The sequence below is a fragment of the Streptomyces sp. NPDC091280 genome, from assembly GCF_044768565.1.
Lineage (GTDB): Bacteria > Actinomycetota > Actinomycetes > Streptomycetales > Streptomycetaceae > Streptomyces.
Genome location: NZ_JBIVUZ010000002.1, coordinates 275454 through 287789, shown reverse-complemented (window position 1 = coordinate 287789; position 12336 = coordinate 275454). Strand labels below are relative to the sequence as shown.

At 73.3% G+C, this 12336-nt stretch carries 11 protein-coding genes; 3 read left to right on the top strand and 8 right to left on the bottom strand.

The annotated features are described in order from the left end of the window. Window positions 1-70 precede the first annotated feature (70 nt). The 4 genes from ACIQPR_RS07885 to ACIQPR_RS07870 form a co-directional block, all read right to left on the bottom strand. Window positions 71-1702: a thiamine pyrophosphate-binding protein gene (locus tag ACIQPR_RS07885; protein WP_403643623.1), complete on the bottom strand. Its 1632-nt coding sequence runs from the start codon at window positions 1700-1702 to the stop codon at window positions 71-73. Window positions 1703-1807: 105 nt separating this feature from the next. Beyond that, entirely contained in the window at window positions 1808-3985 is a 2178-nt protein-coding gene (locus ACIQPR_RS07880) for a 3-hydroxyacyl-CoA dehydrogenase NAD-binding domain-containing protein (RefSeq protein WP_403643620.1), read from the bottom strand. A 40-nt stretch (window positions 3986-4025) separates the two neighbouring features. Next, on the bottom strand, window positions 4026-5240 hold the full coding sequence (locus ACIQPR_RS07875; protein WP_403643617.1) for an acetyl-CoA C-acetyltransferase: 1215 nt from the start codon (window positions 5238-5240) through the stop codon (window positions 4026-4028). Between the two features lie 11 nt (window positions 5241-5251). Then, a complete protein-coding gene (locus ACIQPR_RS07870) occupies window positions 5252-6433 on the bottom strand; it encodes a CaiB/BaiF CoA transferase family protein (RefSeq protein ID WP_403643614.1) in 1182 nt (393 codons plus the stop codon). Between the two features lie 241 nt (window positions 6434-6674). Here ACIQPR_RS07870 and ACIQPR_RS07865 point away from each other — a divergent pair, with 241 nt between their 5' ends. Beyond that, on the top strand, window positions 6675-7853 hold the full coding sequence (locus ACIQPR_RS07865) for a saccharopine dehydrogenase family protein (RefSeq protein ID WP_403643611.1): 1179 nt from the start codon (window positions 6675-6677) through the stop codon (window positions 7851-7853). A 146-nt stretch (window positions 7854-7999) separates the two neighbouring features. Further along, a complete protein-coding gene (locus tag ACIQPR_RS07860) occupies window positions 8000-8215 on the top strand; it encodes a hypothetical protein (protein ID WP_403643608.1) in 216 nt (71 codons plus the stop codon). A gap of 221 nt (window positions 8216-8436) precedes the next feature. On the opposite strand, the gene mmpA is transcribed toward ACIQPR_RS07860, so the two are convergent. The 3 genes from mmpA to ACIQPR_RS07845 form a co-directional block, all read right to left on the bottom strand. Next, window positions 8437-8574 carry a morphogenic membrane protein MmpA gene (gene mmpA / locus ACIQPR_RS07855; RefSeq protein ID WP_403643606.1) on the bottom strand — a complete coding sequence of 46 codons (138 nt, stop codon included), beginning with the start codon at window positions 8572-8574 and terminating at the stop codon, window positions 8437-8439. Window positions 8575-8647: 73 nt separating this feature from the next. Then, complete coding sequence (locus tag ACIQPR_RS07850) at window positions 8648-9337, bottom strand: endonuclease V (protein WP_403643604.1); 690 nt, start codon at window positions 9335-9337, stop codon at window positions 8648-8650. A gap of 54 nt (window positions 9338-9391) precedes the next feature. Next, window positions 9392-10486 (bottom strand): WD40/YVTN/BNR-like repeat-containing protein, encoded by a 1095-nt coding sequence (locus ACIQPR_RS07845; RefSeq protein ID WP_403643601.1) that lies wholly within the window; start codon window positions 10484-10486, stop codon window positions 9392-9394. 242 nt (window positions 10487-10728) lie between these two features. On the opposite strand from ACIQPR_RS07845, the gene ACIQPR_RS07840 reads away from it, so the two are divergent. Then, on the top strand, window positions 10729-11145 hold the full coding sequence (locus ACIQPR_RS07840) for an SsgA family sporulation/cell division regulator (protein WP_403643599.1): 417 nt from the start codon (window positions 10729-10731) through the stop codon (window positions 11143-11145). Between the two features lies 1 nt (window position 11146). On the opposite strand, the gene ACIQPR_RS07835 is transcribed toward ACIQPR_RS07840, so the two are convergent. Further along, entirely contained in the window at window positions 11147-11980 is an 834-nt protein-coding gene (locus ACIQPR_RS07835; RefSeq protein WP_403643596.1) for an isocitrate lyase/phosphoenolpyruvate mutase family protein, read from the bottom strand. Window positions 11981-12336: the final 356 nt, after the last annotated feature.

Below are 12336 nucleotides of genomic sequence, written 5' to 3'. Positions count from 1 at the left end.
TGGTCGCTCGCGCGCTCGGGTGACAAGGTGTGGGTCACGGTGAGTCGCGACCGCAATCGAAGCGGTATCTCTACGAGGTCCGCAGCGGTACGTCGACGAGCAGCGGGCCGGTCAACCCGTCGACCCCGGCGACCAGTTCGCGCAGGTGGTCCGCGCTGTCCGCCCGGATCGCGTCGACGCCGAAGAAGCGCGCGGCCAGGGTGAAGTCCAGGGCGCCGAGTTCGGTGCCGGGGCAACTGCCGCTGCCGCCCATCGCGTTGTAGGTGTCCTGGAGGGTGCGGTAGCCGCCGTTGCCCATCACCACGAACAGCACGGGGACTTGCTGCCGGGCCGCGCTCCACAGTCCCTGGAGTCCGAAGAGCGCGCAGCCGTCCCCGAGGACCGAGACGACGGGCCGGCCGGGTTCGGCGAGCGAGCGGCCCACGGCGGCGCCGATGCCCCAGCCGAGGCCGCCGCCGACGGTGTGGGTGTAGCTGCCGGGCCGGTCGAGTCGTAGCAGCCGGCGGAGCAACAGGCCCACGGTGATGGCCTCTTCGACGACGACGGCGTCCGGCGGCAGGCCGCGGGCGACGGCGTGGGCGGCGGCCCAGGGTGCGAGGGGGGCCGCCGAGTAGGCGGCGCGGGCGGCGGCCTCGGCGCGGGACCGTTCGGCGCTGTGCCGTTCACCGGCGCGCAGGACGCGGGCCTTCGCGGTGTGGTCGGGGACCTGTCCGCGCAGCAGCTCGGCGAGCCGGTGCAGCGAGGGGGCGAGGGCGCCGACGAGACCGGCGTCGGCGGGGAAGTTGCGGCCGATCTCGTCGGCGTCCGAGTCGAGTTGGACGACGGTGATGCCCGGCGGCAGGGCGGGCCCGGGACTGTAGTGGTGGGGCGTGAAGGCGTGCGCGCCGACGATCAGGACGGTGTCGTAGGGCGCGAGGGCGGCCCGGATCGCGTCGTGGCGGGGTGGCAGCATCCCGGCGTACAGCGGGTGTGTGGCGGGGAAGTCGAGGCAGTCGGCCATCGGCTGGTGGTGGACGGTCGCCCCGCAGGCCTCGGCCGTGCGGACGAGCGCGCCGACCGCGTCCTCGCGGCCCACTCCGTCCCCGGCGACGATCGCGGGGCGGGCGGCGCCGCCGAGCAGCACGGCGGCCCGGTCGAGCCCGGCGGCGGGCGCGGGCGGCGGCGGGGCGGTGCGGGCGGGGACCTCGACCTCGGTGTCCTCGGTCAGCACATCCATCGGCAGGGAGAGGAACACCGGCCCGGCGGGCGGCCGGCGGGCCTGGGCGAAGGCGCGGCGCAGGGCGAGGGGCAGGTCGCGGGCGTGCTGGATGTCGTAGGCCGCCTTCACGGCGGGCCGGGCGAGGCCGAGGAGGTCGCCGGAGAGCATGGGGTCCTGCTGGAGGTGGCGGCGGTCCTGCTGGCCGGCCGTGACGACGAGCGGGGTGCGCGAGCGGCGGGCGTTGAGCAGCCCGATCAGGCCGTTGGCGAGCCCGGCGGCGATGTGCAGGCTGACGAACGCGGGGCGGCCGGTGCCGCGCGCGTAGCCGTCGGCCATGGAGACGACGGCGCCCTCGTGGACGCCGAGGACGTACTCGGGGGCGTCGGCCGTCTCCGACAGGGCGGCCAGGAAGGGGAGTTCGGTGGTGCCGGGGTTGCCGAAGATCCGGTCCACGCCCTCGCCGCGCAGGATGTCGAGGAAGGCGAGGGCGGGACGGTGACCCATGGGGGCTCCTCGGGGGACGGGACCGCTGACCGGTTCGCAGGTCAGCGTCGGGGTCCCGTCCCCGCGAGGCAAGGACAGCGTGTCGCTCAGCGGTACGTCGGCACGTCAGCGCGCGTCGGTGAACCGCTCGCCCTTCTCGGCCTTCTCGACCAGCAGCGCGGGCGGGGTGAACCGCTCCCCGTAGCGCTCGGCGAGCGCACGCGCGCGGGCCACGAATCCGGGCAGGCCGCCCTCGTAGCCGTTGATGTACTGGAGGACACCGCCCGTCCAGCCCGGGAACCCGATGCCGAAGATCGACCCGATATTGGCGTCCGCGACGGACGTCAGGACGCCCTCCTCCAGGAGCTTGACCGTGTCGAGCGCCTCGGAGAACAGCATGCGTTCCTGCATGTCCTCGAAGGGGATCGTGGCGCCCTCGCGGGTGAAGTGCTCGCGCAGGCCCGGCCACAGTCCGGCGCGCCTGCCGCTCTCGTCGTACTCGTAGAAGCCGGCGCCGCCGCTGCGTCCGGGGCGGCCGAACTCGTCGACCATTCGGTCGATGACGGCCTCGGCGGGGTGCGCGGGCCAGGTGCCGCCCGCCTCCTCGACGGCCCGCCTGGACTCGTTGCGGATCTTGCGCGGGAGGGTGAGCGTCAACTCGTCCATCAGGGAGAGGACCTTGGCCGGGTAGCCGGCCTGGGCGGCGGCCTGTTCGACCGACGCGGGCTCGATGCCCTCGCCGACCATGGCGACACCCTCGTTGATGAACTGCCCGATCACGCGTGAGGTGAAGAAGCCGCGCGAGTCGTTGACGACGATCGGTGTCTTCTTGATCTGGCGGACCAGGTCGAAGGCGCGGGCGAGGGCCTCGTCCCCGGTGCGCTCGCCCTTGATGATCTCGACGAGGGGCATCTTGTCGACGGGCGAGAAGAAGTGCAGCCCGACGAAGTCGGCCTGGCGCTCGACTCCTTCGGCGAGGACGGTGATGGGGAGGGTGGAGGTGTTGGAGCAGAGCAGCGCGTCGGGCTCGACGATGTGCTGGATCTCCTGGAACACCTTGTGCTTGAGGGAGGTGTCCTCGAAGACGGCCTCGATCACCGCGTCACAGCCCGCGAGGTTCTGCGGGTCGGCGGTGGCGGTGATGCGGGCGAGCAGCGCGTCCGCCTGCTCCTGGGTGCTGCGGCCCCGGGAGACGGCCTTGGCGCACAGCTTCTCGGAGTAGCCCCTGCCCTTGGCCGCCGCTTCCGCGGTGACGTCCTTGAGGACGACGTCGATGCCCGCGCGGGCGCACGAGTAGGCGATGCCGGCGCCCATCATGCCGGCGCCGAGGACGGCGACCTTGCGGACCGGGCGGGACGCGATGCCCTGGGGGCGGTTGGCGCCGGAGTTGACGGCCTGGAGGTCGAAGAAGAAGGCCTGGATCATGTTCTTCGAGGTCTGCCCGGCCGCCAGCTCGACGAAGTAGCGGGCCTCGATGACCTGGGCGGTCTCGAAGTCGACCTGGGCGCCCTCGACGGCGGCGGCGAGGATGCCGCGCGGTGCCGGGTAGGGCGCGCCGCCCGTCTGCTTGCGCAGGCTGGCCGGGAAGGCGGGCAGGTTGGCCGCGAACTTCGGGTTGGCCGGGGTGCCGCCCGGGATGCGGTAGCCGGGCCTGTCCCAGGGCTGCTGCGACTGCGGGTTGGCGTCGATGAAGGCGCGCGCCTTGGCGGTCAACTCCTCGGGGGTGGCGGCCACTTCGTGGACGAGGCCGTTGTCGAGCGCGCGCCGCGGGCTGTACTGGGTGCCCTGGAGGAGCACCTTCAGCAGGGCGTCGGTGATGCCCAGCAGCCGTACGGTGCGGACGACGCCGCCGCCTCCGGGGAGCAGGCCGAGAGTGACTTCCGGGCAGCCGATCTTCGAGCCGGGCGCGTCCAGGGCGACACGGTGGTGGCAGGCGAGGGCGATTTCGTAACCGCCGCCCAGGGCCGCGCCGTTGAGGGCGGCGACGACCGGCTTGCCGAGGGTCTCGATGCGGCGCAGGTTCCGCTTGATGGCGAGGCCGCCGTCGAGCAGTTCCTGTGCGGTGTCCGGGGTGACGCGGATCAGGTCGCGCAGGTCGCCGCCCGCGAAGAAGGTCTTCTTGGCGGAGGTGACGATGATGCCGCGGATGGAGTCCCGTTCGGCCTCCAGGCGGTCGGTGATCACGGCGAGGGAGTCGCGGAAGGCCGCGTTCATGGTGTTCGCGGACTGGTTCGGGTCGTCGAGGACGAGGGTGACGACGCCGGTGTCGTCCTGTTCCCAGCGGATGGTGGTGCTCTCGGTCATGAGGGGTTCTCCGTAGAAGTCTCTGCTGCCGCTGGGGTGTTCAGACGCGCTCGACGATCGTGGCGATGCCCATGCCGCCGCCGACGCACAGGGTGGCGAGGCCGTAGCGCTTGTCCTGGCGCTCCAGTTCGTCGACGAGGGTGCCGAGGATGATCGCGCCGGTCGCGCCGAGCGGGTGGCCGAGCGCGATGGCGCCGCCGTTGACGTTGACCTTGTCCAGGGACAGGCCCATGTCCCGCACGAAGCGCAGGACGACCGCGGCGAACGCCTCGTTGATCTCGACCAGGTCGATGTCGTCGATGCTCAGCCCGGCCTTGGCGAGGGCCTTGCGGGTGGCGGGGGCGGGCCCGGTGAGCATGATGGTCGGCTCGGAGCCGGAGACGGCGGCGGACACGATCCGCGCGCGCGGGGTGAGGCCGTAGCGCTCGCCGACCTCCTTGGAACCGATGGCGACGAGGGAGGCGCCGTCGACGATGCCGGAGGAGTTGCCCGCGTGGTGGACGTGGTCGATCTTCTCCACCCAGTGGTACTTCTGGAGGGCCACGGCGTCGAAGCCGCCGAGTTCGCCGATGTCCGCGAAGGACGGCTTGAGGCGGGCGAGGGAGTCGGCGGTGGTGCCCGGGCGCAGGTGCTCGTCGTGGTCGAGGACGACGAGCCCGGCGCGGTCACGGACGGGGACGACGGACCGCTCGAAGCGGCCCTCCTTCCAGGCGGTGGCCGCGCGCTCCTGGGAGAGGGCCGCGTACTCGTCCACGTCGCGCCGCGAGAATCCCTCGATCGTGGCGATGAGGTCGGCGCCGATGCCCTGGGGCACGAAGTTGACGGCGAGGTTCGTCATCGGGTCGTTGAACCAGGCGCCGCCGTCCGAGGCCATCGGCACCCGGGACATCGACTCGACGCCACCGGCGAGGACCAGGTCCTCCCAGCCCGAACGCACCTTGGCGGCGGCCAGGTTGACGGCCTCCAGGCCCGAGGCACAGAAGCGGTTCTCCTGGACTCCGGCGACCGTGTCCGGCAGTCCGGCGGCGATGGCCGCGGTGCGCGCGATGTCGGAGCCCTGGTCCCCGATCGGGCTGACGACCCCGAGGACGATGTCGTCGACCGCGGCCGGGTCCAGGTCCGGGAAGCGGTCGCGGATCTCGTGGATGAGTCCGACGACCAGGTCGATGGGCTTCGTGCCGTGCAGGGATCCGTTCGCCTTGCCGCGCCCGCGCGGGGTGCGGATCGCGTCGTAGACATACGCTTCGGTGCTCACTGCCAAGCCTTTCACTGAGGGTTTTCGAGGACGCGTCGAGGTGTTCCCCGACCGGAGTCCTCAACGACGTCGGCAAGCCGGGGGACGTCCCAGTCACGGGCGACGTCCGAGGTGTCGGCGCCCGGCAGGGCGGGTCCGCCGCGCACCGAGGTGGGTGTCCGGGAGAACCGGGGCGCGGGTGCGGGCTGGGTGATCCCGCCGTGCTCGGTGAAGGTCCCGCGCGCGGCGAGATGCGGATGCCCGGGGGCCTCGCGCAGCGACAGCACGGGCGCCACGCACGCGTCCGTGCCCTCGAAGACGGCGGTCCACTCGTCTCTCGTCCGACTGCGGAAGCGGGCCGCGACCGCCTCGCGCAGCTCGCCCCAGCGCGTCCAGTCGCGGCGGGCGTCGGCGAAGCCGGGGAGGCCGAGCAGGCGCGTGAACTCGTCGTAGAACTGCGGCTCCAGGGCGCCCACCGCCATGTGCCTGCCGTCGGCGGTCTCGTAGGTGCCGTAGTACGGGCAGCCGCCGTCCAGGAGGTTGGCGGCGCGCCGGTCCTGCCAGCCGCCGGCGGAGAGCATGCCGTGGATCATCGCGGTGAGGTGGGCGGTGCCGTCGACGATGGCCGCGTCGACGACCTGGCCGGTGCCGGTCACGCGCGCGTGGTGCAGTGCGGCGAGGACGCCGACGACGAGGTAGAGCGAGCCGCCCGCGTAGTCGCCGAGGAGGTTGGCGGGGGTGGGCGGGGGCTCCCCCGGGCGGCCGATCATCCCGAGGGTGCCGGTCGGCGCGATGTACGCGATGTCGTGGCCCGCGCGGTGGGCGAGGGGGCCGTCCTGGCCCCAGCCGGTCATCCGGCCGTAGACGAGCCGGGGGTTGCGGGCGTGGCAGGCCTCGGGGCCGACGCCCAGGCGTTCGGTGACGCCGGGGCGGTTGCCCTCGACGAGGATGTCGGCGCGTTCGACCAGGTCGAGGACGCGCGCGGGGCCGTCGGGTGCCTTCAGGTCGACGAGTACCGAGCGTTTGTTGCGGTTGGTGACGTCGTGCTCGGGGGCGACGCCGAGTGCGGGGCCGCCGGGCCGGTCGACGCGGACGACGTCGGCGCCGAGGTCGGCGAGGAGCATGGCCGCGAAGGGGCCGGGTCCGATTCCGGCCAGCTCGACCACGCGCACGCCGCTGAGCGGGCCGTACCCGGGCGTCGTTGCCGCTGTCATCCAGCCCCCAGCTGTGACACAACCGATGTAACACCGATGATGTTAAGAACACGTTCCACTCGACACAAGACCTTGACGAGCAAGCGCTTAGTCAAAGTACCGCCGTCCGCCACCCCTGGCCACGGCTACTGGCCACCTGCCGCCTCCTGCCTCCCACCTCCGGGCTCGTCGTCGGACCCCGCGCTCTTCACGCTAGCCTCAGCCACCGACAGCGGCGCGGACCGCGGGACTCAGGAGTGTCATGAGCAGGCTGAACAGGACAGACCGTCCCTACGACATCGTGCTCTTCGGAGCGACGGGCTTCGTCGGCGCGCTCACCGCGGAGTACCTCGCCGCGCACGCGCCCGAAGGGCTGCGCTGGGCGATCGCCGGCCGGGACGAGCTGAAACTGAAGCGGCTGCGCGAACGACTGCCCGGCGGCCCGGCGGTCGGCGTCCTGCGCGCCGACGTCCGCGACCCGGACTCGCTGCGCGAACTCGCCGAGCACGCGCGCGTGGTGGCCACGACGGTCGGCCCCTACGTGACCTACGGCGAGCACCTGGTCGCCGCCTGCGCGGACACCGGCACCGACTACCTCGACCTCAGCGGCGAGCCGGAGTTCGTCGACCTGACGTACGTCCGGCACGACGCACGCGCGCGTGAGACCGGCGCCCGCCTGGTGCACGGGGCCGGCTTCGACTCGATCCCGCACGACCTGGGCGCGTACTTCACCGTCCGGCAGCTGCCGGAGGGGGTGCCCCTGACGGTGGACGGCTTCGTGACCGTCGACGCGACGTTCTCCGGCGGTACGTTCGCCTCGGCGCTGAACCAACTCGGGCGCGGGCGGCAGGTGCTGGCCGCCGCGCGGGAGAGGCGGCGCCACGAACCCCGGCTGGTGGGACGCCGGGTCACCACGCCCTCCGGGACACCGCGCTTCGCGGCGGAGGTCGGCTCCTGGGCGGTGCCCCTGCCGACCATCGACCCGCAGATCGTCCACCGATCCGCGAAGGCCCTGGACCGCTACGGCCCCGACTTCCGCTACCGCCACTACGCGGCCGTACGGCACCTGCCCGTGGCGCTCGGCGGGGTCACTGCGGTCGGCGCGCTGGCCGCCGCCGCTCAACTCCCGCCCGCCCGGCGCTGGTTGTCCGACCGCCTCAAGCCGGGCGACGGACCGGGCCCGGAGAAGCGCGCGAAGAGCTGGTTCTCCGTGCGGTTCGTCGGCGAGGGCGGCGGCCGGCGCGTGTTCACCGAGGTCTCGGGCGGCGACCCGGGCTACGGCGAGACGGCGAAGATGCTCGCCGAATCGGCCCTCTGCCTGGCCCTCGACGAACTCCCGCCCACAGCGGGCCAGGTGACGACGGCGGTGGCGATGGGCGACGTCCTCATCGAGCGCCTGCGCACCGCGGGCATCGTCTTCCGGGTGGCGGCGACACGGTGAACGCACCCGTTCCGCGTGCCACGATGGACCCCATGGAGACGCCGAACACCGAATGGATCACCGTCGCGGCCTACGAGAACGTACCCGGCCGCCCCACCCCGCGGGCGGCCACACGCGCCTGACTGCGCGAGCGCGGCATCGACTGGATGCCCTTCGCCCGGGGCGAGTTGAGATGGGATCTCGCCTGCGGCCCCGGGCCGGACGGCCACTGGCACGGCTGGTTCGACGTCCGGGTGCGCGCCGACGCGCTACGCCGCCTCGGACTGCATCCGGACCAGCCCACCGCCGAGGTCACCGGCCCGTCCCCGCCCGGCTGGTGGCATGCCGACGCGGAACGCCGGTCCCCGAACCGGCCCTGCTGACAGGCCAGTTCGAACCATCCCCCGGAATGGGCTAAGGTTGATCACGAGCCGGTCGCCGGAACACCCGGAATCCGGTCGCGCGTTGGTGGTCCAAGGAAAGACGTCCCGCTTCCTGCGGGGAGATGCAGGTGCAAGGCCTGCCCGGCGCTCAAGTCCGAGCCCCACACCGGTTGTTGCGGTGTGGGGCTCGTCGGTTTCCCGGCCCGGTGCACCCGTCCGGGTCACGGCCACAGCGTGTAGATCATTCCGCCGATCCAGGCGAGGCCCGCCAGCACGGACAGCACGAGCGCGATCGTCACGGCCCGCTCGATCGGCTGGCTCGGGTGGGCAACGGGCTTCGGGGAACGGTGCGTCGTCATGCGGGACAGCCTGCCGATCACCCCGGACCGGCCGCATCCGTACAGATACTCAGAACCGACTCGCCTCACCTACCTAGGCGGTCGCCTCCCGCAGCGCCCGCCGGCACAGCGCGTCCGCCCTGCGGGTCGTCTCCGGGAGGCGGTAGCGCGGGGTCAACGCGAGGGTGTGGGCACAGGCGTTGTCCAGGGTCACCCGGTGGCCGACGGAGACGAAGACCGGCTTCACGCCCTCGCGGGTGCGCAGCGCGCGGCCGACCTCCTCCGCGTCCGCACGGAGCGGGGAGGCCGCGCCGCGCGGGGCGTCCGGGTCGTCGTAGGTGAAGGTGAAGGGGTTCTTGGCGACGCCGATCGTGGGCAGGCCGGTGAGGACGCCGAGGTGGCTGGCGAGGCCGAAGCGGCGCGGGTGGGCCAGGCCGTAGCCGTCGCACACGACCAGGCCCGGCGGGCACGGCAGGGCCTCCAACGCGGCCAGCACCGTGGGGACTTCACGGAAGGCGAGCAGACCCGGCACGTACGGGAAGGAGACCGTGCCGACGGCCGTCGCCTCGGCGAGGACCGTGAGGTCCGCCGCGTCCAGCACGACCGCCGCTGCCACCACCACGTCCCGCTCGTCGTCGTAGGCGACGTCGACTCCCGTGACGTGCCCGGTACTTGGCGGCGGTCCCGGTTCGCCGGTCACCACCCGCCGCCGCAACTCGTCCTGGACTGCGCGGGCCTGCTCCTCGGTCGCGGGCCAGCCCGCGGGAACGCGTACGGTCGTCATGGTGGTGCCGAGCCTACGGGGAACCCAGGCGGCGGGGCGCGCCGCCCGGGACCGTCAGTCCTCCAGCCGTGCCACGCGCCCCTTCTCCCCCGCCGCCCAGCAGCCCAGGTCGGCCGCGCAGTCCACGGTGTCGTAGGAGCCGGTGTCGACGGTCCGCCAGGTGCGGCCGGCGTCCGTCGTGAGGTCCGTGCCGGTGGGGCCGACCGCGAGGGCGGTGGAGCGGCTGCGGGGCAGCCAGGTCACGCCGGAGCGGTAGGCGGGCGGCGGGGTGGTGGCGGAACGCCAGGTGCGGCCTCCGTCGCCGCTGACGGCCGCGGCGAGCGGTGACGGCTGACCGGCGTTGTAGTCGCCGCCGACCGCGAGGCCGTGCGTACGGTCGCGGAAGGCGAGCGCGAAGACCCCGCGCGCGGGATCACCGGCCGGGACCGGCGTGTCGGCCGCCGTCCAGGTGAGGCCGCGGTCGGCGGAGTGCAGGACACGCGCGCGTGCGCCCCCTCCGGTGGCCAGCCAGACGTCCCGGGGCCCCGAACTCACCAGGCACTGGCCGCTCGCCGCGAAGCCCGCCTCGCCGTCGAGCGCGGCCGGCATCCCGGCGTCGGGCAGCACCTTCCAGGAACGGCCGCCGTCGCCGGTCGACAGGATGCGGAACTTCCCGCCGACCGGGTCGCTCATCGCGAGGCCGTGGCGGCTGTCGAAGAAGGTCATGCAGTCGTAGAAGGCGTTCGCGTCGGTGTTGCGGAAGGACTCCGTCCAGGTCGCCCCGCCGTCGTCGGTGCGGTACACCCGGGAGGCCTCGCCCTCGCCGATCGCCAGCACCACCGCGCGGCGCGCGTCGAACGCCTCGACGTCCCGGAACTGGAGGTCGGCCGCGCCGGGCGGCGAGACGTTCCGCCAGCTCGCCCCGCCGTCCGTGGTGCGCAGCACCGTGCCCGCCGTACCGGCCACCCACGCGGTGTCGCGGCTGACCGCCGACAGGCCCCGGAAGCGCACATCGGCGGCCCCGCTGTCCTTGAGCGCCCAGTGCGGAGCCCGGTGCGCCGCCTCCCGGGCCTGCGCCGGTACGGCGCTCAGCAGGGCCAGCGCAGCCGCGCACATCACCCCGGCCGCCGCTCTGCGGTACGTACGTCCCACCCGTCGCGTGTTCCCCATGCGCCTCATGGCGGGCGAAGCTAGCCCACTCCCCGGAGGCCGTCCAGACGGCCCGCGCCCACCTTGGGCGCATATGGGCGGCGGTGACAGAGGTCACTAGAAATTCATGTGCACGGATTGGCTCGTTCCGGCGTCTCTTCCAGTGCGGACCCATCCACTCGGCGGTCCGCTCCGGAGTGTTTTCAGGAGTCCGTCCGGTCGTCACCGCAGTACGCGCCACCGTCACCCAAGGGAGCAAGGCCTTGTCCATCGCAATCGAGCAGCCCGTGGAGGCCCGTCTCGTCGCCGCCGCGCCGCGGATGCCGAGCATTCCCGCCATCCTGCACTACGACCGCCGCGACCCCTTCGCCGTCCGGATGACCTTCCCCGCGCCCGCCACCCTGGAGGGCGTCGAGGTGTGCTGGACCTTCGCCCGGGAACTCCTGGCGGCCGGTCTGCACGGCGCCGAGGGCCATGGCGACGTACGGGTGCGGCCCTACGGCTTCGACCGCACCGTCCTGGAGTTCCACGCCCCCGAGGGCACCGCCGTCGTGCATGTCCGCTCGACCGAGATCCGGCGCTTCCTGCGGGCCACCGGCGAGCTGGTGCCCGTCGGTCTCGAACACCTCCAGCTCGACCTGGACCACGACCTCGCCGAGCTGATGCGGGACGCCTGCTGAGCTAACTCCCCTGCCCCAGCAGCGCGTTGAGCTCGCCGTAGCCGAGCCCTCCCGTCAGCGCGCCGTAGGTACCCGTGTCCAGCAGCTCCCGCGCGGCACGGCGGGCCACGGCGTACGCGGCCAGGGCGACGGTGGAGCCCGCGCTCACCCGGGCCACGCCCAGCGCGGCCAGTTCGGCGACCGGCGGCGCGCCGGGGCCGACCAGCACATTGAGCGGACCGTCGATCCCGTCGACGAGTTCCTTGACCGTTCCCGGTTCGACGACCCCGGGGACGAAGATCCCGTCCGCGCCCGCGGCCCGGAAGGCGGCGGCCCGCTCCAGGGCCGCGTCCAGTCCCCCGGCGTCCCGCAGGAACGTGTCGATGCGCGCGTTGACGAACAGCGGCACCCCCTCCGCGTCGGCGGCCTCCCGCGCGGCGGCGATCCTTTCCGCCTGCTCCGCGATCGGACGCAGGACGCCCTCACCTCCGTAGAGCGCGTCCTCGATGTTCACCCCCGCGGCACCCGCGGCGAGCACCGCGCGGACGGTGTCGGCGACGCCCTCCGGGTCCTTCGCGAAGCCGGTCTCGATGTCGGCGCTCACCGGTACGGCCACGGCCGAGGCGATGCGGGCGACCGCCGCCAGGGCCCGGTCGCGGTCCAGCCGGTCGCCGTCCGGGACGCCCAGGGCCCAGGCGAGGCCCGCGCTGGTGGTCGCCACGGCCGCCGCGCCCGCGTCCTCGGCGAGGCGGGCGCTCGCGGCGTCCCAGGCGTTCGGCAGGACGAGGGGACGGCCCGGCACATGCAGCGCGTGCAGGGCCAGCGCCTGGTCACGGAGGGTGTTCTGGTTCGTCATGCGCCCCACTCAAGCAGCCGCGGGCGGTCGTCGGCTGGCAGGAAAGCGACGTCGATGTGTCGGCCGACGTGTCGGCCCAGGGCGCCTGTCCGGGGGCCGCGCGGTTAATTGCGTTGACAGGTCGCGGAGGCCCTCCGTAGCGTTTCTCCCGGTCCTGTTGCCGTCGATTGGAGAAGGACGTTGCTCGTCTGAGGTTCTGAGACACCGCGTCACACACCCTCCGAGGTGTGTCCGTCGTGTTCGACCTCGGCGTTCGAGCCGTCCTCCGGTACAGGGCCTTTTCCATGCCCTCCGGGACCAGCCTCCCGCCCCGCGGTGTCTCGCCACGCGTCTCCCCCCGACCGCACCGAGCAACC